General features: G+C 46.3%; 18 protein-coding genes. 6 read left to right on the top strand and 12 right to left on the bottom strand.

Annotation, left to right across the window (positions count from 1 at the left end; genetic code table 11):
* Positions 1–32 precede the first annotated feature (32 nt).
* Both QU605_RS06215 and QU605_RS06210 read left to right on the top strand, forming a co-directional pair.
* On the top strand, positions 33–1,316 hold the full coding sequence (locus QU605_RS06215; RefSeq protein WP_289724410.1) for a citrate synthase: 1,284 nt from the start codon (positions 33–35) through the stop codon (positions 1,314–1,316).
* An 82-nt stretch (positions 1,317–1,398) separates the two neighbouring features.
* Entirely contained in the window at positions 1,399–2,319 is a 921-nt protein-coding gene (locus tag QU605_RS06210; protein WP_289724409.1) for a dimethylarginine dimethylaminohydrolase family protein, read from the top strand.
* An 8-nt stretch (positions 2,320–2,327) separates the two neighbouring features.
* On the opposite strand, the gene QU605_RS06205 is transcribed toward QU605_RS06210, so the two are convergent.
* A complete protein-coding gene (locus tag QU605_RS06205) occupies positions 2,328–3,479 on the bottom strand; it encodes a helix-turn-helix domain-containing protein (RefSeq protein WP_289724408.1) in 1,152 nt (383 codons plus the stop codon).
* A 197-nt stretch (positions 3,480–3,676) separates the two neighbouring features.
* On the opposite strand from QU605_RS06205, the gene ctlX reads away from it, so the two are divergent.
* Positions 3,677–4,612, top strand: coding sequence for a citrulline utilization hydrolase CtlX (gene ctlX, locus QU605_RS06200; protein ID WP_289724407.1), 936 nt, complete (start codon positions 3,677–3,679; stop codon positions 4,610–4,612).
* A 1-nt stretch (position 4,613) separates the two neighbouring features.
* On the opposite strand, the gene QU605_RS06195 is transcribed toward ctlX, so the two are convergent.
* The 4 genes from QU605_RS06195 to QU605_RS06180 all read right to left on the bottom strand — a co-directional run bounded on the left by QU605_RS06195 (position 4,614) and on the right by QU605_RS06180 (position 11,772).
* Entirely contained in the window at positions 4,614–8,414 is a 3,801-nt protein-coding gene (locus QU605_RS06195; protein ID WP_289724406.1) for a glycosyltransferase family 2 protein, read from the bottom strand.
* On the bottom strand, positions 8,404–9,636 hold the full coding sequence (locus QU605_RS06190; RefSeq protein ID WP_289724405.1) for a glycoside hydrolase family 2 TIM barrel-domain containing protein: 1,233 nt from the start codon (positions 9,634–9,636) through the stop codon (positions 8,404–8,406). Before QU605_RS06190 ends, QU605_RS06195 begins: the two co-directional genes overlap by 11 nt.
* Before the next feature lie 247 nt (positions 9,637–9,883).
* A complete protein-coding gene (locus QU605_RS06185) occupies positions 9,884–11,341 on the bottom strand; it encodes an SDR family oxidoreductase (protein WP_289724404.1) in 1,458 nt (485 codons plus the stop codon).
* Complete coding sequence (locus QU605_RS06180; RefSeq protein ID WP_289724403.1) at positions 11,338–11,772, bottom strand: hypothetical protein; 435 nt, start codon at positions 11,770–11,772, stop codon at positions 11,338–11,340. Before QU605_RS06180 ends, QU605_RS06185 begins: the two co-directional genes overlap by 4 nt.
* Positions 11,773–11,936: 164 nt before the next feature.
* On the opposite strand from QU605_RS06180, the gene argS reads away from it, so the two are divergent.
* Positions 11,937–13,721, top strand: a complete 1,785-nt coding sequence (gene argS, locus QU605_RS06175; protein WP_289724402.1) for an arginine--tRNA ligase — start codon at positions 11,937–11,939, stop codon at positions 13,719–13,721.
* A 2-nt stretch (positions 13,722–13,723) separates the two neighbouring features.
* Here argS and QU605_RS06170 read toward each other — a convergent pair whose 3' ends face one another.
* Both QU605_RS06170 and QU605_RS06165 read right to left on the bottom strand, forming a co-directional pair.
* Positions 13,724–14,494 carry a DUF6090 family protein gene (locus QU605_RS06170; RefSeq protein ID WP_289724401.1) on the bottom strand — a complete coding sequence of 257 codons (771 nt, stop codon included), beginning with the start codon at positions 14,492–14,494 and terminating at the stop codon, positions 13,724–13,726.
* 186 nt (positions 14,495–14,680) lie between these two features.
* Positions 14,681–15,418 carry a bacteriorhodopsin-like gene (locus QU605_RS06165; RefSeq protein WP_289724459.1) on the bottom strand — a complete coding sequence of 246 codons (738 nt, stop codon included), beginning with the start codon at positions 15,416–15,418 and terminating at the stop codon, positions 14,681–14,683.
* Between the two features lie 91 nt (positions 15,419–15,509).
* Here QU605_RS06165 and QU605_RS06160 point away from each other — a divergent pair, with 91 nt between their 5' ends.
* Positions 15,510–16,424, top strand: coding sequence for a Brp/Blh family beta-carotene 15,15'-dioxygenase (locus tag QU605_RS06160; RefSeq protein ID WP_289724400.1), 915 nt, complete (start codon positions 15,510–15,512; stop codon positions 16,422–16,424).
* A 39-nt stretch (positions 16,425–16,463) separates the two neighbouring features.
* On the opposite strand, the gene QU605_RS06155 is transcribed toward QU605_RS06160, so the two are convergent.
* The 4 genes from QU605_RS06155 to QU605_RS06140 all read right to left on the bottom strand — a co-directional run bounded on the left by QU605_RS06155 (position 16,464) and on the right by QU605_RS06140 (position 20,046).
* A complete protein-coding gene (locus tag QU605_RS06155) occupies positions 16,464–18,131 on the bottom strand; it encodes a formate--tetrahydrofolate ligase (protein WP_289724399.1) in 1,668 nt (555 codons plus the stop codon).
* Positions 18,132–18,247: 116 nt separating this feature from the next.
* Positions 18,248–19,222, bottom strand: a complete 975-nt coding sequence (locus QU605_RS06150) for a hypothetical protein (protein WP_289724398.1) — start codon at positions 19,220–19,222, stop codon at positions 18,248–18,250.
* Between the two features lie 8 nt (positions 19,223–19,230).
* Positions 19,231–19,428 (bottom strand): hypothetical protein, encoded by a 198-nt coding sequence (locus tag QU605_RS06145; protein ID WP_289724397.1) that lies wholly within the window; start codon positions 19,426–19,428, stop codon positions 19,231–19,233.
* A 105-nt stretch (positions 19,429–19,533) separates the two neighbouring features.
* Positions 19,534–20,046 carry a hypothetical protein gene (locus QU605_RS06140; protein ID WP_289724396.1) on the bottom strand — a complete coding sequence of 171 codons (513 nt, stop codon included), beginning with the start codon at positions 20,044–20,046 and terminating at the stop codon, positions 19,534–19,536.
* Positions 20,047–20,446: 400 nt separating this feature from the next.
* On the opposite strand from QU605_RS06140, the gene QU605_RS06135 reads away from it, so the two are divergent.
* Positions 20,447–20,764 (top strand): YbjQ family protein, encoded by a 318-nt coding sequence (locus tag QU605_RS06135; protein ID WP_289724395.1) that lies wholly within the window; start codon positions 20,447–20,449, stop codon positions 20,762–20,764.
* A 172-nt stretch (positions 20,765–20,936) separates the two neighbouring features.
* Here QU605_RS06135 and QU605_RS06130 read toward each other — a convergent pair whose 3' ends face one another.
* Positions 20,937–21,683, bottom strand: coding sequence for an NIPSNAP family protein (locus tag QU605_RS06130; protein ID WP_289724394.1), 747 nt, complete (start codon positions 21,681–21,683; stop codon positions 20,937–20,939).
* Positions 21,684–21,841 lie beyond the last annotated feature (158 nt).

The following is a 21,841-nucleotide window of genomic DNA, read 5'->3' as shown; positions in this document are numbered from 1 at the left end:
AGGACGTTCAAAATTTATCAGAATTCCAAACTATGGCAGAAGAAGCACAAATTTCCTTTGGAGGGAAAACTTACGATTTCCCCGTTGTGGAGGGAACAGAAAATGAACTGGCAATCGATATCAAGGCGCTGAGATCGGCCACCGGGCTGATTACTCTAGATCCGGGATTCAAGAATACCGGGTCATGTGAAAGTGCTATCACCTTTCTGGATGGAGAAAAAGGAATCCTCAGATACAGGGGTTACCCTATTGAAGAGCTAGCTGAGAAAGCCGACTTCCTGGAGGTTGCCTACCTGTTGATTTTTGGAGAACTCCCAAACACACAGGAACTCGAAAAATTCCATTCGGATATCAAGGCAGAGTCGCATGTTGATGAAGAAATGAAGAAGATTCTGGATGGATTTCCGAAATCGGCCCATCCAATGGGTGTTCTGTCTTCATTGACCAGTGCGCTTATCGCATTTAATCCCTCTTCAGTGGATGTCACTTCGGAAGCTGATCTGTACCATGCCATAGTGCGTTTATTGGCAAAGTTCCCGGTGCTTGTGTCCTGGACACTAAGAAAGAAAATGGGATTACCTCTCGACTATGGAGATGATTCCCTTGGATATGTACAGAACATCCATAAAATGATGTTCAAGCGGCCGAATCGGGAATATGAAATCAATGATACGGTGATTGAAGCCCTTGATAAACTCCTAATCCTTCACGGGGACCACGAGCAGAATTGCTCCACCTCAACGGTGCGGATCGTCGGATCTTCGCATGCGGGACTATTTGCTTCCATTTCCGCAGGTATCTCAGCCCTGTGGGGGCCACTCCACGGAGGGGCCAATATGGCGGTTCTCCAAATGCTGGAAGCCATACAGGCGGATGACGGAGATACCAAGAAATATATGGCAAAAGCCAAGGATAAGAATGACCCGTTCCGATTGATGGGCTTCGGCCATAGGGTTTATAAGAATTTTGATCCCAGAGCCCGGATAATTAAAAAGGCGGCAGATGAGGTTCTGGCCCAGCTCGGAGTCGACGATCCGATTCTCAATATTGCAAAAGGCCTGGAAAAGGAAGCCCTGGAGGATCCGTATTTCGTCGAACGCAAGTTGTATCCCAATGTGGACTTTTACTCCGGTATAATTTATCGCGCCCTGGGGATTCCGGTGGATATGTTTACCGTAATGTTTGCCCTCGGACGGCTGCCTGGCTGGATTGCCCAGTACCGGGAAATGCGGCTTAAAAATGAACCGATTGGACGACCCAGACAGGTTTATGTAGGTGAAAATAAACGCTCTTTCGTTCCTTTAAACAAACGATAGTCGATACTTGAATCAACCAGGAAAGGATTCCCAATCAGGGGGTCCTTTTTTGTATCTTCCAGCAACCCTAAACAAGATATCAATGTTTAATCTTCAGATTACCGATGAGACTTCTCCATTGAAATCCGTCGTGCTGGGAACCGCCATGAGTTCCGGCCCGATGCCCAAACCTGAAGAGGCTTACGATCCCAAATCCCTGGAGCATATCCTTGCCGGCACGTATCCGGATGAGGCTGATATGGTTCGTGAAATGCAAGGTTTTTCAGCTGTTCTAGAAAAGCATGGGGTTCAGGTTTTCCGCCCGGAAATTCTGGAAGACTGCAATCAAATATTTTCAAGGGATATAGCCTTTGTCGTTGACAACCGGTTGGTAGAGGCAAATATCCTGCCCGAGCGGGAACGTGAATTTGAAGCGATATTGCATGTTCTGGACCATTTGGAAGAGGACCAGGTGATCGTCCCGCCAGAAGAGGTGCATGTAGAGGGGGGAGATGTAATGCCCTGGAATGAGTATCTTTTTGTAGGGACATACACGGGCCCGGGCTATCGCGATTTCATAACTGCACGAACAAATCAGGAAGCGGTTGATTTCCTGAAAGATACCTTTCCAAAGCGTATCATAAAGCCTTTTGAATTACGGAAATCCAATACGAATCCGAGAAAGAACGCGTTGCACCTGGATTGTTGTTTTCAGCCTGTTGGCCGGGATATGGCCATTCTCCACAAGGAGAGTTTTATAAATCACGGGGAATACCAATGGCTGGTGGATTATTTTGGCCCTGAGAAAGTCTTTGAAATTACTGAAGATGAAATGTATCGGATGTTCAGCAACGTTTTTTCCATTTCCCCAGAAGTGGTCGTTTCAGAACGGAGCTTTGAACGCCTTAATACCTGGCTGCGGAAGCAGGGACTTACGGTAGAGGAAATTTCATATCAGGAAGTCGGAAAACAAGGGGGGTTGTTGCGCTGCAGTACGCTTCCTCTGGAGCGCGGACAGGCCTGAAGTCCCTTCTAATATCTAAAGCGGGACATTGTTTTCAGGTACCTGCCCGGTGTCGTCCCTTTTTCCTTCTTGAATGCCGTTATTAGCGTGGATCTTGAACTAAAGCCGCAGTTGGGTGCAATGGAGTCCAGCGTATATTTGGAGGCATTGCCGTTTTCAACTAAAGCGATGAATTTTTCAATTCGGAAGGCATTGAACCAATTTGAAAAATTCTTTCCGGTACACGTATTGATAACATACGAAATACGGTAGGAGGGAATTTCAGTTTCCTGAGCCAGATTATGAATGGTATATCCTACATTTTCATAGAGAAACCGCTCTTTCACAACCGTATTGATTTGATTTAGCAGTTCTAAATCTTCCGTACTTCCACCATTGACTGTTTTTTCGTCAGGATTCTTTGGCAATATAGGATCACCGTCAAAAATCCAGTAATATCCATAAAGCAGCCTGGGGCTAAAAAGGAGGTTTAGGGTGATCAGGAAAAGGGTTACAGCTATCGAAGTCATCATAAAAATCTGGGTATAATCCTTGAATTCAAAGAACAGGAACCCCAAAGCCGGAAGTAACAGCAGGACGACGATAATACTCCATAACACAACCAGCCTTCCGTAAAACAACACGTTTCTGGTATTGGGGCTCTTACTGAAATCCAGGCGGAATTCCACGAGGATTCGAGCGATCAGAAAGAGGAAGAATGCAGACCACAGTGTTCTGAAGGTAAAGTGGAAATTGGTCCATCCAAACAATCCTTCATTGACCTTTATAAGTTCGCTGGGATCGGCAAGCGTCTTTGAAAAGAGAGCTATCTTTTCATTTGAAGGGAGCAGAAAAAAAGGCAGGTAGTCAACCAGATATATTAGCGAAGGGATGAAAAACAGATAGTAATGAAGTTTCCAGTTCTTTTCACTTTTGAAGACCCCCCTGTAGAAAAGATACAGAAAAGGCGTAAAAAGATAAACCGTGAAATTCCCGCTCCTCATGATAAAAGGGACTTCTAGAATCCACCTGGTATTGTTGAGCAAAGACATCAACAGGAGATGCGTGAGAATCAGTACTGAGATACCGAGAAAACGATTGGCTGATTTCCGTGATAGGGGAAACAGCAGAAGTACCATGCTGGAGAGAATCCCGCATATAAGACCCGCTGAGGCGATCATGCTATAAGACTCCAAAATCTGCCGAAATATCAGTGATGGAACCGAAGATACAGAAATTTAGGGTATTATTTTAAAGCCCGCATCCCACTTGAGAAACAGCTGTTCGACATTTCTCAAAAATAGCCGATGAATCTCCATTTTGATCCTCAAATATACCCGCAGATTTAGCTACATTTGAGCACCTTTTTATTGTTTCTATGCAGATTACAAACTCCATCCTCATGGTGCGTCCTGTCCAGTTCCGAATGAACGAGGAGACAGCGGTAAATAATTTTTTCCAGGAAGACCTGGAACTTCGAAATTCAGTTATAAATCGTCAGGCGCAGGAAGAGTTTGACACCTTTGTCCAAAAGCTCCGGAAGGAAGGGATAAGGGTAATCGTTGTGGAGGACCGGGTGGAAACGGATACCCCAGATTCTATTTTTCCCAACAACTGGGTTTCTTTCCACAAGGATGGGACTGTGGTGGTGTACCCCATGTATGCCGAGAATCGGCGCAGGGAACGAAGGGAAGACATATTTGCAATTCTCGAGGAAGAAGGATTCGAAATACGTCAGATCTTAGACTATACGCGCGCTGAGTTGGAAGGGTATTTTCTGGAGGGTACCGGGAGTATCCTAATGGACCGGGAGAATCAAAAAGCCTATTGTGCCCTCTCAGACAGGGCAGATGAGGCCCTTTTTATTGAATTCTGTGAAGAATTCGAAGTAACCCCTGTGATCTTTACGGCCAATCAATCTGTAGACGGGAAAAGACTTCCTATCTACCATACGAATGTAATGATGTGTATAGGCGAACAATTTGCCGTGATTTGCCTCGATGCCATAGACGATAAAAAAGAGCGCAAAAATGTCCTGGATCATCTAAGGAGCGATGGGAAAGAGATTATCGAGATCTCGGAGTCCCAGATGCATGCTTTTGCCGGGAATATGCTACAGGTTTTGGGTACGGATGGAGAGCGACTTCTTGTGATGAGCCAGTCGGCCCATGATTCCCTGAATCCCGACCAGATAGCAGTAATCGAAAAATCATCGCGAATCCTTTCCAGCCCGCTGGATACCATTGAGACCTGTGGAGGTGGCAGTGCCCGATGCATGATGGCAGAGGTGTTTTTACCCGTTAAAATGCCCTGATTCAATTGCTGGGGTATAGCGGTAGGTTAAGGCTTTTGCGAACAGAGATCACCGGTTTGTCTGTGTTCTTTTCCTTATAGGTAAGCAGTAACTGATAAGACATGTATTCTTCGGGAATCTCTAACTCCAGCTGGCTGCCTCTTCTCAGAGGTTTCAACCCAATAGGTTCGCCAAAATGGCCGCGTTTCACTAAAATCCATTCAAAGTTTTCTGCTTCTGCCTCCGTGGGATTCTGCCATGATCCGTTTTCATACTTCAGGGCAGTAAAGACTCTTTTATCTCCGGGCAGAAGGATAAAGGCCGGGCGCAGGATAGAGATGCTTACCGGAACAACTTCGAAGGTCATATCGGTCCAGTGTGCCCTAAGTGTGTAGTATGATGGCTTTTTTTGTCCCCGATGGTCCACCAGGCCATCAAAAGTCACGTGATGTGCTTCCCATTGATCCTGCCAGTTCCTGATGACGACATGAGACTCCTCTAGGTTTTTGAGGTCTTCTACCTTGCTATCTGCTATGTAATAAGATATTTCCTGCCGGCTGTTTATGCGTTTGAAAGTGCTGATATCTGCTGAATCGCGGATCATCAGTCCGAGGGCATCAATAGGTATTTTTCTATTTTTCACCCTATGGATATACTCTTCTGAACCCTGTGATATTGAAAAATCTGCAAACAACCGACGTTGTGGATCAATATTCTTAATCTCATCGCAGAGGTCTTCAAACCAAACCAGAAAAGCACTGCGCTGAAGGTCGAGGGCAGGGCGGGCGAACCTTTTTCCGAGATTATCCCAAACGGGATTGCCCAGATTCCATGCTGAGATATGAGATTGATCTTTATAGCGTTTTATGATTTTTATAATTTTTTCCCGGAGCTCTTGCAATGCGACCTGATCTTCGCGGAAGTCCAGCGTATCGGGAATTCGAAAACTGTATATCAACTGGAGGCCCTGTTCAGCTGCTATTCGGAGCAAGTTATAGGAATAGACCTCAGGATCATCAACGCGAATGGTATTGACCCCGATATTTTTTAATTCGCGAAAGTCCTTTTCCAGAGTTGGACGATCCAGGACATAGTGGCTGCTGAACCATCGCTGTCCCTTTTTGTAGCGCACACCACGGATTTGATTATTGGGGAACGGTAGTGGAGTGTATGCGTTATCCTTTTCCACAATGGGTATTTGCGTATAAGAGCCCTCTTCTAGTGGATCCGCTTTCTGCAATAATTGCAATGATTCCGGGGATACCGTCCAATCCAAGTATGTATTGCCATAATTCGTTCCCAACGGAATATTTTGGTCCCATTTACTGTTAAAAAACACTCGAGCCTTTATCCTGGGATAGGTTTGATCAGACGTGCTAAGTGCTTCGGAAAACCACAGATCGCGATTGCCACCCAGATTTAAAGATCCAAATTCAGCGAGCATTACCGGAAGGTCCGGGAGCTTTTCAAAAGCCTTTTCAAAGGGTTCATAGAGGGTCTTGAATCCTCTCCATTGTCCGTCCTGGTTAAGTGTGCCATAATTCAGAGAGGTTACCCCAATCCAATCCATGTAGGCGTTACCTGGAAAATACATTTCAACATTTAAGGGATACAATGGATTCCACACCCAGATAACATTAAAAGCGCTTTGGGCTGAAAAACGATCATATACATATTGCCAGGCTTGCCTGAATTCCTGAGGACTATTCCCTCCACTGGAAGACCATGGGTATGAAGGATTGTCGAATTCATGTGCAAATCGGAGAAAGACCGGAGCATTAAAGGATTTGAGTCGCTCAGCAAACCTATCGATATAACCGTCAAACTGGCCGCTGAGGATTTTTTTAAAAACGCCCTTGTTCTCGTTCATTTCCGGGATGGAGTCAGAAGCTCTAAAATCGTTCATCCAGGGTTCCCAGGTGATCATGGGTAACGCCCCGGATTTGTAGATGTCCTGAATCAGATCCTGGGGTACCTCATTGGAGGGGCCGTCTCCCCACGCCAGGTAAAGGGAGATCAGATCAAATTTTTGTTCCAGGTCGTTCTCCAAATTCCCTATGGCTTCCATACTGGAGAGGCCATTTGGTTCGGTGGGATAGAAGATTCCGGAGTAATCAGGTCCTTTTCTGGGTGAGGGTAATTTAGCGGTAATACCTTCCCATTGACTGTACACGTATTGGTCTATAAGAAAGGCAGTCGTAAGGGTTCCGAGTAAGAGCACTGGTAGGGCTCCTTTACGTGCCCAAGTGAATACAAAGCGAGAAATTTTGCGGTAGATGGATTTTATCGATACCCCTATTTCCTGAATAAATTGGGGCAAATGCTCCTTGAAGATTCTACTATTGTTAGTAACCCCGGTTGCAAGATAGAGGCTGAAGAACATGAAGCTGGCGTTAAGGGCTGCAAACCCTGCCATCATTATCGAAAAAGGGGTAAGATCTCTGGAAAGACCATAGACGATTGCAAATACAGAGACCAGACCCACCAGAATATTGGGGATGACGATCTGAAGGTTGGTAACCTGGATTTCTTTCTTCTCAGTAGGCAGGTAGGGTACTTCTTTATTAATGATCGAATAAACAAAGCCCAGAAAATGAATCCACCAGGTACTGATCTGTAGTAGTCCTCCCGCTAGATGGAATCCACGTTCTGTGCGCTCAATAACCCATTTCTGTATGTAGGCCCGGATCAGCAAAGTACTAAGGGCGACAGGGGTTATGGCCAAAAGGAAAATCAGAATGTTTCCCGTCCATGGAGAGATTGAAAAAATAAGGGAGGCCACGGGAATACAAAAGCTCAGAAGGTAGATCAGACCGATAAGGAAATGCAGGGGCAACAAACCAAAATGCAATTTCTGACGCCAGGTGAACTTGGGAAACAATCGGGGGTAGACCCTGAAGAGCAAGTCAAAGGTGCCCCGTGACCATTTGAGCTGTTGTTTGAAATGTGTTAGGAGTGTTTCGGGTACCTGACCCCGGGCAAGCACTTTTGGTACATATACGGATTTCCAACCTTTGGCATACAACTGCATTGCTGTATGCATATCCTCGGCCAGCCCGGGTGCATGCCCACCGATACTGTCGAGGGCACTTCTTCGGAAAGTGCAATTTGCCCCAATGGCGTTTACAGTGCCATAGGAGTTCATGGACATCATCATAGGACCATAAAACTGATAGGTCTGCTCTGCTGCCCCCCGGGCGACAAGGGAACTTTTGCGATTGTGGTAAGACTGGACAATTTGTACAAAGCCCACTTCAGGATCTGAAAATTGGGGGAGAATATGGTCCAGGATATCCGGTTGTGGAATATGATCGGGATCCAGTATCAGGCAAATCTGCCCGGAAGCCTGTCTTAACGCATTGTTGATATTTCCGGCCTTGGCGTCCTTCCGCGTCAGCCGGGTCACATGACGGACACCTAATTGCTCACAAAGGTTTCTCAGGTAGGGATCGTTAGCTTCATCGCATAAGTATGCGGTATGGGGATAGGTAATATCCTTAATAGCCCGAAGGGTTTTCTCCACCATTTCTATGGGCTCACCAGGAAAATAAGTCGTTAACACATCTATGGATACTTCAGGGGTAACCGCAGGAGTTTTGGGCACTTTGATTGCTGCGTAATGGTACCAGAGGTATAGGTGCCGCAGCATCCCATACCCAAAGACTACACATAACATTCCATATAGAACCGGATGTCCCCGGAATGCTGGCTGAAAAAACCAATAGAGAAAATTCAGAATAGAAAGCACACCTAACAGGATCAGGATGCGGATAACCCATTGCTCTTTGGGAATCGGAGCCTGAATATGTGGGTTATCGTGCATATTCCGGGTTCAGGATGAAAAATGGAATATTCGCTGTTGCCACGTGACCTTCCTTGTCACTTAAGTACAGATACAGGCGGTAAGGCCCTTCTTTTAAGGGTGTCTGAAAAAGCACTTCCCTTGGATTTGGATGCGTAAAAACTGTCGGTATAACCCCCGGGGATTCCAGGTCTAAGGTTGCCTTTGGGGATCGATTCCAGTTTTCGGGTCGGATATTCCATTTCACTTCCAATTGAGAAGGATCCGGAGTTGCATGGTGAATGGAGGCGGTTACCTCCTCACCTGGGGTAAGGATTATATTCCCGGGGGCACCCTGACCTTCAAGCAATATGTATCCGAGCCTGGGGCCCCGATATGGCCTGACTACTTTACCCAGAATTCTATTGGTTTCATGGACAACCTGTGTAGGCCGTCCGTCGGGTAAAAAGGAACTAAACCAGGTAGGGGTAGCCTGATGTACAGCCCCCCAGTAAAAGAAAAACCCACCAAGAACACGCGTGCTGTCTAAGTCCATGATATCGGAATATCGCTCGGAGTATTGTTCAGCTTTCTTTGTGCTGGTTTTTTCAATAGGTGCCCCCCAGGAAGTTGTTTCTCTGGCCTCCCAGGGACCATTGATACCCCATTCGGTGATCATAAAGGGATGTTTATAAAATGCTGCTATGGTTTTCATTCTGTATGGAAGGGAAGCGATCGACCCGAAAACGTTAATAGAAAGAAAATCCAGTTCAGAACTCCCCCATTTAAGACTCAATACAGTCCTGCGACTCATGCCACCTACAGTGGTTGTTACCGGATGGTTTGGATCCAAATCATGACACAAGGAGATCAGGGCATTGAATTTCCTGACAAAATCTCTGTCCTGAAGGTAGTTTGGATAAAGAATTTCATTGCCCAAAATCCAAAAAAGCAGTGCAGGGTGATCCTTGTGCTGGGAAACCAATTCTGAGACTTCTTTGGTCGTCTGCTCCATATTACCGGGATCGGCATACCAGTTGTTTAGTTCGGTATATTCGGGTAACGGGATATCCACTGCTACCATTAGCCCCAGAGAATCAGCACGATCCAGCTTTGCTCCGAGATTTACAGGGTCGTAAATACGGATGGTATTACCACCGACTTCCTTAAAGGCTGCCCAGTGGTCATCCCCCACACAGGCGCCTTTAACAAAAAAGGGGTTTCCATCTTTGATGAGCTGATACCCGGAATCAGATTCCGCCACATATACTTTTTTGACATCATCTCTGGCGCTCTCCTTTTTTGAACAACCTGCCAGGCTTACTGAACAAGCTATAAAAATGAAAAGAGAGTTTATATTCGAAAACCACCGCATGAGACTGAATCCTTGCACGAAGTTATGACAAATTCCCTTTCCGGATTTGGATACCAACCCATTCAGGAGGGACGGGTTTTTCCAGGTATATGACCATAAGCCGGGCTTTTAAATGGGTTAATCAGCCCACTGAGGATTACGTTTTCTCCACAATATTCCGAATCATACCACTGAAGATAAAGTAGTGAAGTGGGACGATGGCATACCAGTACAGGCGACCCAGCAACCCCCTCGGACGAAAGGTTGCGGTCTGATGCAGAATGTCCTCATCGTCAATACGGAATTCCAGCCAGGCTTCTCCGGGCAACCGCATCTCGGCGAATAACAAGAGCCGGCCTTTTTCCCGATCGGCCAACAAGACCCTCCAGAAATCGAGGGAATCGCCGGCAAAGATTTTATCGGGATGCGTCCGGCCCCGCCTAAGGCCAACGCCTCCACTTATTTTATCCAAAAATCCGCGGAACCGCCAGAGCCAATTTGCATAATACCAACCATTTTCCCCCCCAATTTTCCATATGTTTTCCAGGACGGCTTCCCGATTGCCAACTTTCCGCTGTTTTTCGTCCGTAAGCACCCCGAATTTAGGTACCTGAATATACCGCTCCAGGTTTTGGTTGAACCGTCCGCTGACCATACTGTCTTTCCAACTGCTGACCACTAAATTCTGTTCGATTTTTTCGAAAGCCATGTCGATGGCTTCTTCATAGGTATGGGTTTTAATCCCCAGTAAGTCCTGAAGTTTGCTGTCGCGGGCCACAACTTCCATTTTCATGCTGTCCACAAGGTTTATGGCCAGCTTATAGGAGGTGGAAGTGACAAAATACAACCAGTAAGAGGAAAGTTTAGGAGTCATCACGGGGACTGTAAGTATCCAATTCCGGAACCCCCGAACCTTTGCATAGCGCTCCAGCATTTCCTTATAGGTAATGACGTCCGGGCCACCAATATCAAAGGACTGATTAAAGGTATCCTCCCTTCCCAGAACCCCGGTAAGGAACCGGATGACATCGCGGATGGCAATAGGTTGTGTTCGCGTCAGCACCCATTTAGGAGTGATCATTACGGGGAGTTTTTCACAGAGATCCCTGATAATCTCAAAAGAAGAACTCCCTGAACCCACTATGATTCCCGCCCGAAGAACAGTGAGCTCAAAGGGGCCTTCGTAGAGGATTTCCTCAACATTTTTGCGCGAACTGAGGTGTTTGGACAATTCGCTATTGTTCACAATTCCGCTGAGGTAGATGACCTGGGAAGGCTTTGCCTGTTCCATGTAGGCGTTGAAGTTTCTCGCCGATTTTGCCTCCTTGACGTCAAAATCGGAAATCGAGGAACTCATGGAGTGGATCAGATAGTAGGCCACATCAAAATCGGAGGGAAATACGCCGGGACCGGGTGGCTTCAGGAAATCTATTTCGACAACCTCTATTTTTTTCCGCGTTTCCGAATCAATGGAAAGGCGTTTCTCGTCCCGCACTGCACAGACAATATGATGACCTTGTCTGAGCAGCTCGGGCAGCAGGCGCATTCCAATATATCCATTGGCTCCGGTGAGCAGGATTTTTAAGGGGCGTACCTCTTGTGAATGTGCGGTCATAAGTCTTCCATGCTGGGGGGGGCCTCGGGAATCTGATCGGCCTTGTATCCGAGAAGCTTTACAAAAAACTTTTGTATCGCCTTGGTATCTGCCTGCACCCTGACAAAGTGATTGTCAACATGAACGGTATAAACACCGAGATCCCCTTTATACAGGGTCAGTTTATAATACGGAATGATTAAGCCATAGGTCTCTAATAAGGATCTGAATCGCAGAATAATTCCTTTGGGACGGAGTTCAATATTGCAGCTGTTCCGGTTATTATCGAGAAGTAGCAGATTTTGAATTTCAATACTCGAGCCGGTAATAAAAAGTTTAGGCGACCCGATGCCTTTAAGCGCCCATCTTTCTTTCAATGTGAAGGGCTTACCCAGAAGATCGTCTATCTTACGGGTTAGTTCGGGATTATTGTAGGATACATTAACGAGCATTCTGTGGATATTGAAGGTGATTCACTACCCCGGCAGCCCGGTTGAAACCAAAATATGTCAATAACATAGCGTTTTTACGTAAAGTTAGCCATTTCGATCGATTCCCTCAAACCTGCTGTAGTGCGTCTAAAATTATGTAGTTTTGCAGCCTTAATCATCGGTTTATGGACCTATCAGCCTTGTTGATTCAAAAGGTAAAAGAAGGGGTTAAGGACCTCTTTGGTGCAACGCTGGAAACAGTGGAATTACAACCTACGCGTAAGGAATTTGTGGGGGATATTACCGTTGTGGTTTTTCCCATGCTTCGCCAGGTGAAGGGAAACCCGGTCGAAATCGGAAATGCTATAGGTGAGTTCCTGAAATCCAACCTTCAGCAGGTTTCCGGTTTTAATACCATTAAGGGGTTTTTAAACCTTGAAATCAGCGATGCTTATTATTTGGATTTTTTCAATCACATCCGGAATGAAGTGTCCTATGGTTATCAAAAACCCAATTCCAAGGGGGTCGTTATGGTCGAATATTCTTCACCAAACACGAACAAACCCCTTCATTTGGGCCATATCCGAAACATCCTCCTGGGGTATTCGGTTTCCGAAATTTTAAAGGCAGCCGGGAATAAAGTCTATAAAACGCAGATCGTCAATGACCGGGGGATTCATATCTGCAAGAGTATGCTAGCCTGGGAGCGCTACGGAAAAGGTGAATCTCCGGAGAGCTCAGGATTAAAGGGAGATAAGCTGGTCGGGAATTACTATGTGGCCTTTAACAATGCCTACCGGGATGAAGTGCTGCGTTTGGTATCCGAAGGAATGACGCAGGAAGAGGCCGAGAAGCAGGCGCCAAGCCTAAAAGAAGCCCAGGAATTACTTCGCCTCTGGGAAGCCGGGGATGAAAAGGTCGTTGCCTTATGGAAGTTGATGAACGGCTGGGTGTATGATGGGTTTAATGCCACTTACGGAGCTCTGGGAGTGGATTTTGACACCTTATACTACGAAAGTGAAACCTACCTCCTGGGTAAGGATGTCGTGGCTGAAGGCCTGGAAAAAGGAGTGTTCTTTACCAAAGAGGACGGAAGCGTCTGGATCGATCTCACGGAGGATGGCCTGGACGAAAAGATTGTGCTCAGGGCCGATGGTACTGCGGTATATATGACCCAGGATATTGGGACGGCCATTCAGCGAGTTCGGGATTACCCGGACATTACGGGGATGGTTTACACCGTCGGCAATGAACAGGATTATCATTTTAGGGTGCTCTTCCTGATATTGAAAAAACTGGGTTATCAGTGGGCCGAAAACTTATACCATCTCAGTTATGGCATGGTAGACCTGCCCACAGGCAAGATGAAGAGCAGGGAGGGAACCGTCGTGGATGCCGATGATCTGATTGAGGAAATGGATGAAACGGCCAGGCAAATTGCAGAGGAACACGGCAGGGTTGATGATTTTTCCGCTGTTGAGAAGGAACAACTGTACCATACCATTGGGTTGGGAGCCCTGAAGTATTATATCCTGAAAGTGGATCCCCGGAAGCGCATGCTTTTTAACCCGGAGGAATCCGTGGATTTTCAGGGCAATACCGGACCCTTTATTCAATATACCTATGCCCGGATCCAATCGATACTCCGGAAGGCGGATTTTGATTTTGGGGCAACCATCCCGGCATCTTCCCTGGGCGATTTGCATGTCAAGGAAAAGCAACTCCTAAAAGACCTGGAGCAATTTCCACATATTGTGGAAGAAGCCGCCCTGCAATATAGCCCAGCCCTGGTTGCCAATTATACCTACGACCTGGTTAAGGATTTCAACTCCCTGTATCAGCAAGTTCCGATTCTTGGTGAAACAGATGAGGTGCACAAGAAATTCAGGGTGCAACTCACGGAAAAGGTGGGTGAAGTGATCCGGAATGCCACAGCATTGCTCGGGATTGAAGTTCCCCAGCGTATGTAGTTCTACATTCCAAGGCTTCCGTCTATAAGATCTATGATGGTTTCAATCTCTATAAGTAGGGGGAGGTAATGGTTCTTTTCAGTAAGGCGGGCGGTAAGTATAAAAATTAACAGGTGGTTTTCCAGGTTTCTTGAATGCAGCAGGTCCAGGTTGTTCGTTTTTGTATTACTTGGCAGGAGCCCCATTTCCCCCGTGAGGATCCCTGTATTTTCCAGGATACCCCGAATACTACCACCCTCTTTTAGGGCCAGCTCCATGACTTCGGCCCGTTGTTCCCTGAGGTTTTGTTCCTGCTGCCTAATTTGTTCGAGCCTTGAGGACCAGGTGGTAAGGTGGCCCCGAAGGGCAGGGTTCGAGAGGTATTCAAGCCGCCCGGAGTTGAGCAGTTCCTGTAGTACGGAGTTGTTTGGGTTATAGGTTATTTCATCAGAGAATGAGTGAAACAAGAGGCCTGAAAACTCGAGTTCACTCAGGCCTTCTCCACCCTGTATCATGACATTGGCAATTTCACTTGCTTTGTAATACGTCTGACGGTTTGCTTCAATGAGGTTTTCCAGTTTGATCCGGCTTGCTTCGAATTCGGCTCGCAGCTCGGTGAGGTAGAATTGCTCCCGCTTATTTTCAAGCCTGTGGTCATTCCAGTTATCCACATATAAGGCAAGAAGGATCCCCATAACAATAAGAAGTAATTCTCCCAGCCCGTAGAGCAGGTACTTTAAGAAGGAATTCCCGTTTATAAGTTTCCGGCGAAGCTGCCTGAGGTAAACAAACATATTCGGTATTTCTCTGCAATCTCCCTACTTGAGGGAGGCGGTGTTTTTTTGTCTCTTTAAAAGTACGTGTTTTTCATCATTCAGGGATTCTGTATACCCTTTCGCTTTTGGGCTGTAATGAAACAAACAAAAAAAGGGCTTCCCACTACAGGAAGCCCTTTTCTCATCAATCATCCAAAAAGACATCTATGCTTTTTCGCTGCTATAGCCGGATGCATTTACAGCAAGGTTATAGACCACCAGTCCGAAACCTATTTTGTTTATGGCGTCCCCGATATTGTAGATGACATCCATATTGAGGCCCGAGAACCATCCTTCATACCATCCTGGGGTTCCAGCCATATACCCAAGCGGATAAATCGCCCATCCGACGAGTACAAACCAGCAAAGGGTTTTGTGGGCACTGAGCACAGCACCTCCTGCGTTTTCTGCCAATTTCTTCGCGGAACCAAACCAAATGATGTAAACAATAATAAAGTAGGCAATCCCGGAAATCAGACCCCAGAGCCATGCCTGGTCGCGGAATACAGCTTCTCCGAAATAGCCGGTAACCAGCATAATCACTGAGAGAAAGATCAGGTTCCACATCAGGGATTTCTTAGCCCCGGCTACCCTGAGGATAAGGAAAAACTCTACGCACATCAATGGTACGGTAAGTATCCAGTCTACATACCTGAAGAAGGTAGGGGATTCCATGTTCACCGCCCAATAGTCACGCATGTACCAATAGTGGACCGCCGCGATAAAGGTGATCAGGCCGGAAACCAGAATTGAAACGCGCCACTTCTTGTCGAAATGATTCATAGACAGGAAGAAAAATGCGGAGGCAGCCATCATGGCCATACACCCAACAAAAAAGGTGAAACCTACATAATCGTCCGTAGCCATCTTGGTCACGAGCGAAAAATTTGAAAAAAGACTCATCATAATAATTAGTTTTTAGTAGTTTTGTTTAATAAAATTAATAAATAATTAAACAGAAATGTCTAAATAAAAACATAAATTGTTAAACATTATGAAAAATAATCGGTGGAAAAGTGCGGAATTGAGAAATGCCATGATGGTATCCACCTTCTTTTTTCTATGGCTGGCGATTTTTTTTGGTGAGTCTGTAGAGGAGGTATTGGCCTTTACGCTGATCTTTTCTTTTGGCATACTCCACGGGGCTAATGATTTGGAAATACTCAGGCGGAAAGGTATAGGCGGGAATCAGAAGAGAACCGGCCTGAGTATACTTGCAGCCTATATTGGTTTTGTCGGCCTCAGTGCCCTGCTTTTTTACCTGCTCCCAATACTTGCGCTCTCCCTGTTTATTGCATTCAGCGCCTATCATTTTGGAGAACAACATTGGGTGAAGCGCAAAGGCAACAGTAAACGCCTTCAGAAGCTGCTCTATTTGACCTATGGGTTGGTGGTACTTTTTCTATTGTTCTATGCGCACAGGGCAGAAGTATCCGAAATCATATACGATATCAGCGGGTATGCACCACCAGGGGATTGGATAGCTTACATCCTTTTTGGTAGTTTTTTGTTATTCCTGACCCTGGCATTCTCAAATTTCTACATAAGCCAGTTTCTACGCTACATCCTAAGGGAGTTGTTATTGTTGGGATTATTTTTCGTCGTATTTAATACGGCATCCCTTTTATGGGCTTTCGCCATATATTTTGTCGTTTGGCATTCCATTCCATCCCTTGCAGATCAGGTTCGGCTACTCTATGGGAATATCAGTCTTAAAAGTGGAAAGAAGTACCTAAAAGCCTCTGCGATCTACTGGATTGGAGCCTTATTTACCCTTGCCCTGGCCTTTATGTTTTTAAAAGACAGCGAGTACGGATACTTGCCCTTGTTCTTTTCTTTCCTGGCGGCGATTACGTTTCCTCATGTCCTTGTTATCACTCGACTCTACGGAAACCAGGACAAAGCATAATCTCTGTGTTTATTTGGTTGAAATTCGGAAGTATTCCTTCTAAAACAGCCCTGAGATATTACCATCCCGGTCAATTGTAATGCGCTCAGAGGCCGGGCTGGAGGGAAGACCTGGCATTCTGAGGATGTTACCTGCAATCGGCACAACAAACCCTGCCCCTGCGGCAATTTCAAATTCCCGAATATGGATATCAAAATTTTCAGGTCGCCCCAGTTTCTTCTCGTCGTCGCTAAGGCTTTTCTGAGTTTTGGCCATACAGATTGGGAGATTGCCATACCCCAGGGTTTCGAACCTTTTGAGTTGTCTGCTGGCTTTATTTGAAAGAATAACGTTTTCCGCCCCGTAGATGGTGCGGCAAATTTTTTCCATTTTGACCCGCGGGGAATCCTCAAGATCGTAGGTTGGCCTGAAACGCGTGTCGCATCCCGAGGCGGCTTTTACAACGGCTTCAGCCAGAGGGGCACAACCTTCTCCTCCCTTGGCCCAACCATTGCTTATTTCCACTGGAATTCCCTGTGCGGTACAGTGGTCCATAAGCAGTTTTTTTTCTGCAGGGGTATCCTTGACAAAATTATTAATGGCGACCACCACGGGTACGCCAAAACTTTGTAGGCTTTTAAGGTGCCGGTCCAGATTGGGAAGACCCGCCTTAAGCGCATCTGTGTCTTCCTCTGTCAGTTCTGAAATAGGTTTCCCACCGTGGTATTTTAAGGCACGGATTGTAGCGACCAAAACGATGGCTTTTGGGGACAATCCGGCCGTACGGCATTTAATATTAAGGAATTTCTCCGCTCCGAGGTCGGCCCCGAATCCAGCTTCGGTAACTACATAATCGGCCAGGCTGAGGCCCATTCGGGTCGCCAGGACGGAATTCGTACCCTGGGCGATGTTGGCAAACGGGCCGCCGTGAATGATGGCCGGGTTTGCTTCCAGGGTTTGGACCAGATTTGGCTTTATGGCATCTTTAAGAAGTACTGCCATGGCCCCTTCAGCCTTTAGATCTTTTGCATAAACCGGCTTCCCATCGAACGTATCACCAATATAAATGTTCCCGCACCTATTCTGAAGGTCTTCAAAGTCATTGCTAAGACAAAGGATTGCCATTATCTCCGATGCAGCCGTAATATTGAATCCGGTTTCCCTGGGGATTCCTCCCGCTTTTCCCCCTAGTGCAGCTATGATTTTTCGAAGTCCGCGGTCGTTCATATCCATACACCGCTTCCAGAGAACCGTTCGCGGGTCGATTCCCAGGTTACCTGTTTTTGCCTGAATATTATTATCGATCAATGCTGCAAGCAGGTTATTTGCCTTTTCAACAGCGTTAAAATCCCCTGTAAAATGCAGATTGATATCCGCCATAGGAATGACCTGGCTGTGACCCCCGCCAGCAGCACCTCCCTTGATCCCAAAGACGGGTCCCAGGCTCGGCTCCCGAATTACAGTAAGCGCTTTTTTGCCAATGTAATTCAGACCATCGCCCAAACCTATGGAAACCGTTGTTTTGCCTTCCCCGGCTGGGGTAGGGGTAATGGCGGTTACAAGGATAAGGTTGCTCTTGGAAGCTTTTTCCGAATCGATCAGCGAGAGGGGGAGTTTGGCTTTGTTGCTGCCGTAAAACTCCAGCTGGGATTCGGGGATATCTAATTTGGAAGCAATGTCCCGGATATGAAGGGCCTCGGCACCCTGGGCGATTTGAAGGTCGGTCATAACTTGTGTTGTTTGCTACGGAAAGGTACTAAAATACTTGAGATGGCAAGGGGTTGCTTTTCAGCCTCTGACATCCAGATTTCTTATCAGGCAGGCAGTTGATCCGGGCAGTTAGCCTACTCCAGATAATCCAAAACCAACTGATAGTTTTCAGGATGCCCTTCTAATTCCTCTTGAGGTACTTCCGTGGCCATAGAGGCATTGGAAGGATATTTGCCATCCTCCGAATCGAGTTTCCTGAATCCCTGACTCCATACATACAGGGGTTTCCAGGATCCTTTCGACTTCATACCTTCTATTGTAGTAGCAGGCAGATAGATGGGCAGTTTCACCACAGTTGTATTGGAAAGTGTTTTCCCGTTTTCATCAATGATAAGCAGGTTGCACCCACCGCTGCCACACACCATCGGATCCATGATGTAGAGCAGGTATTCCCGGGTGGTGTAATCATTGTCCAGGTCGATTTCAAGCTCCATAAAACGCAGGTTATCCAGCTGCTGCTGCGTATATCCGAAATCGTTAACTTCTTTGACCTGTTTCAGTCGGCTGCGGTCCGTAGTGTTCACCTTTTTTTTCAGGATTCCCTGCTGGTACGCCCTCATTTCAACGGTGTACTTCTCGCAGGAAACAACAGGGACAGTGATAATGGGTTTGCCTGAGTCATCTAAAAGCGAAACTCCTTCCGCCCCGATTTCGTAGTCTCGCTGCTCCTCGTAATACTCCCCTTCCGCCAAATAGGTGGTCGTCGTCTTAAAGCGTTTTTGGTCTTCCTGGTAGATACCAGAGATCGATCCACGTGAACCATCTGTACCATAGGGTGAAGACAGAAAGGTTCCTTCGACCTTATCTCCGTCATTCAACCTAAAACGAATAAAGTCGTAATTATAGGCCTCACCCATAGTACTCGGGGCAGCGGACTTACGCACATAACAGAAATCGCGCGACCCGGTTACCTCACCGCCAATCGTTTCTTCGGGCGGACTGGATATTTCTGCCCCCTGAGTTTCAGCGGGGGCCTTCGTTTTCGGATCGCCTTTACATCCAATAAGGGCGATCATAAACAGGAACGTTATGATTCGTCTTTCGGTCATATCTGGGTCTATTTTTTACGAAAAAACTGGATTGCGGAGATCAGGACAAGAATCAGCAGGACTGGGTAGATCAGAAAAATATCTGCTCGTATTACAGGGTCGGATTCCGGCAGGGTTGCCTCCCATTTGGGAATCAGGATGAACTCATAAACCAGATAGGCAAGGAGTGCCACCAGCGTTACCCATTGAATTTTAGTCAGTTTCATTTTTGTGGTGTTATTGGAACAAAAGAAATGGCCTGCCGGAACATTGGGATGCCTGACCCGGTTGTAGTAAATATAATAAGTTCTTTGAATTTTTTACGCCAAGGCCTAGACCAACTCTTCGAGTCGCGTTTCCATTTTTTGCTTGTAACTGAAATACATCAGGAAGAAAAGGGGCATTCCCAGGAAGAAAAAAGCCAGGGGGCTCCCATCCGAGTGGTAAGCGCCTAAAGCCCTGTAGAAAAGGGATTGTTTAAATAACGCTACCATGACCAGAGTCAGCAGGGAGGAAAAAATGAGGATTAAACCTACAGATATTACAGGAGAAGGTTCGAAAAGATATGAAGTTAGGATAGAGCCGATGAAGACAAGGTAACACACAAAAACCCATTTGGAATATCGCTTGAAGGCGAGGTAATATTTTAGGGCCTCATTAAAGGGATCTGCACTCAGATATCCGATCCGCCTTAGAACGTCCTTATCCAATCCGCGACCTGACAGGATTTGGACGATTTTGTCCATGGCTTCTTTTGAAAGCCCTGCCCACTTGTGTTTTTTGATCAGCGAAAGCAGCTGGGCGTTATCCAGTGTATCTAATGTGGCTATTTGCAGCGTTTTCATCGCTTAATCTCCATTTCTCAAGTGTTCTTGTCCGGGTTTATCACAAGTTTTCCCAACATGAATCAGGGCTTTTTTTTTGATAAACCTTCCGTAAAATACACCAGCAGGCGATCAATGACTCCTTCTCGGAGATGAAAGTCAAAAAATTACGATCTATTGCCTCAATTTGCTAAAATCGTGTTGTTCATCGAAAAAGTACAATATCATGTGTTTGGTATTGGCGTGGTTATGATCAAATGGGTGGGGTTACCCTCCCTCCCCAAAACCAAGATAATTCACACCCGTGCAATTTCCTTTCAGTTCTGCGTAACATTTCTTCAATTCCCGACACCTATAAAGGGTATACCGGTAGCATTAGGTTTCCCGGTGCAATTACTTTTCGAACTATAAATCATTTAGCATGCTATTGACCACTACGAACACCCTTGAAAACCACCCCATATCTGAATACCTCGGTATTGTAACGGGCGAAACCATTATTGGCGCTAATATATTCAAGGATATTTTTGCAGGCATCCGGGATGTTGTAGGCGGCCGGTCTGGCTCCTATGAGCGCGTACTGCGGGAAGCTAAAAACAACGCCCTTTCTGAAATGCAGGAAGAAGCCCGAAAAATGGGTGCCAATGCAGTCATCGGGATTGACCTGGATTATGAGACCCTGGGAGCCAATGGTGGGATGATTATGGTTACGGCCTCGGGCACTGCTGTGAAATGCTGAGATGAGGGTAGGCGAAATGGAGGTATGCTCCATTTCATCAGTGATCATAGGGGGGTGAAAAGTCCTGCCCACCCCAGTAACAAATTACACACAACCCCAGCAACTTCCATTCAGGAAACCCCCAAAATCAGGGATAAGGAAAGGCCACCCACAAAAACCTGAAACCCGCAGTCTACAATTGCGAATACGGCAAAGGTTTGAGAAATACACGTGTGATGTCGTTCATGGAGTTGGCGTATTCCTCGAGTTTGGTGATGCGCTGCCACTCGGGATGCGGGCCGAACTTAGACCAGGCTTCTTCATGCCCGGCTTTGTCCTTAAATGCCAGCAGGTAGGTAAGACAGGGCATTTGATGCCCTGAAATGTTTTCCCCGAAAAATACCATGGGCAACCCCACCTCCTCGAATATTTTGAATTCACTATCGTTGAACATCTTTACCTTTCGCCTCAGGGCATCCTCATTGTGGCTTTCGTATATCCGCAATTCGAATAGCTCGGAATCCTCAGCCGGTTTTAACAGGTCTGGAAAGCCCACAACGGATCGAATAAAACTGCTTTCGTACCTGTTGTATGCGATCTTTTCTTCAGGCGCTTCAAAATAGGGTTCGGCAGCCGAAAGGTAGTTACTATCCTTTCTAAGGGCATCTGTTACCGTACCGTAAGCTCCCATGTTATCATAAGCTATGAGCAGGTATAGCTTTTTGGGCAGGGCATCGCCTGCTTCCTCAAAAGCTCCCACATGTTTAATCCCCTGTCGGTTCAGGGCCGGGATCAGAGCCTTTTCCAGGTAAGTGTGCAAAACTTCTGCAGGCCTGAAAAAATCGAGCTCATACACCCTGAGTTCGTAGATCTGGGATTGTCCGAAGGAGCTGTTGAGGAGGAATCCGAATAAAACAATCAAGAAGAGGCGTCTGAACATGGCAAGGGTTATTTCGTGAATGTTGAAGTAGGAAGATACAATTTATCTTACTTACTCACTCGGGTCTAAGAATGGGGATTCGACAATTTTTTGCTTTATGGATTATTCAGTGACTCCTCAAAAAAAACCATCAGTGTGGAACTGATGGTTCAAGATTA

Source organism: Robiginitalea aurantiaca, assembly GCF_030380815.1.
Classification (GTDB): Bacteria; Bacteroidota; Bacteroidia; order Flavobacteriales; family Flavobacteriaceae; genus Robiginitalea; species Robiginitalea aurantiaca.
This window is presented reverse-complemented; position numbering and strand designations above follow the sequence as displayed.

Excerpts from the sequence above, each read along its gene's own strand:
- ctlX (WP_289724407.1), top strand. The coding sequence starts at position 3,677 with ATGCAGATTACAAACTCCATCCTCATGGTGCGTCCTGTCCAGTTCCGA.
- QU605_RS06185 (WP_289724404.1), bottom strand. The coding sequence starts at position 11,341 with ATGACCGCACATTCACAAGAGGTACGCCCCTTAAAAATCCTGCTCACC.
- argS (WP_289724402.1), top strand. The coding sequence starts at position 11,937 with ATGGACCTATCAGCCTTGTTGATTCAAAAGGTAAAAGAAGGGGTTAAG.
- QU605_RS06145 (WP_289724397.1), bottom strand. The coding sequence starts at position 19,428 with ATGAAACTGACTAAAATTCAATGGGTAACGCTGGTGGCACTCCTTGCC.
- QU605_RS06205 (WP_289724408.1), bottom strand. The coding sequence starts at position 3,479 with ATGATCGCCTCAGCGGGTCTTATATGCGGGATTCTCTCCAGCATGGTA.
- QU605_RS06165 (WP_289724459.1), bottom strand. The coding sequence starts at position 15,418 with ATGAGTCTTTTTTCAAATTTTTCGCTCGTGACCAAGATGGCTACGGAC.
- QU605_RS06140 (WP_289724396.1), bottom strand. The coding sequence starts at position 20,046 with ATGAAAACGCTGCAAATAGCCACATTAGATACACTGGATAACGCCCAG.
- QU605_RS06215 (WP_289724410.1), top strand. The coding sequence starts at position 33 with ATGGCAGAAGAAGCACAAATTTCCTTTGGAGGGAAAACTTACGATTTC.
- QU605_RS06195 (WP_289724406.1), bottom strand. The coding sequence starts at position 8,414 with ATGCACGATAACCCACATATTCAGGCTCCGATTCCCAAAGAGCAATGG.
- QU605_RS06150 (WP_289724398.1), bottom strand. The coding sequence starts at position 19,222 with ATGACCGAAAGACGAATCATAACGTTCCTGTTTATGATCGCCCTTATT.
- QU605_RS06135 (WP_289724395.1), top strand. The coding sequence starts at position 20,447 with ATGCTATTGACCACTACGAACACCCTTGAAAACCACCCCATATCTGAA.
- QU605_RS06160 (WP_289724400.1), top strand. The coding sequence starts at position 15,510 with ATGAAAAATAATCGGTGGAAAAGTGCGGAATTGAGAAATGCCATGATG.
- QU605_RS06180 (WP_289724403.1), bottom strand. The coding sequence starts at position 11,772 with ATGCTCGTTAATGTATCCTACAATAATCCCGAACTAACCCGTAAGATA.
- QU605_RS06130 (WP_289724394.1), bottom strand. The coding sequence starts at position 21,683 with ATGTTCAGACGCCTCTTCTTGATTGTTTTATTCGGATTCCTCCTCAAC.
- QU605_RS06210 (WP_289724409.1), top strand. The coding sequence starts at position 1,399 with ATGTTTAATCTTCAGATTACCGATGAGACTTCTCCATTGAAATCCGTC.
- QU605_RS06155 (WP_289724399.1), bottom strand. The coding sequence starts at position 18,131 with ATGACCGACCTTCAAATCGCCCAGGGTGCCGAGGCCCTTCATATCCGG.
- QU605_RS06170 (WP_289724401.1), bottom strand. The coding sequence starts at position 14,494 with ATGTTTGTTTACCTCAGGCAGCTTCGCCGGAAACTTATAAACGGGAAT.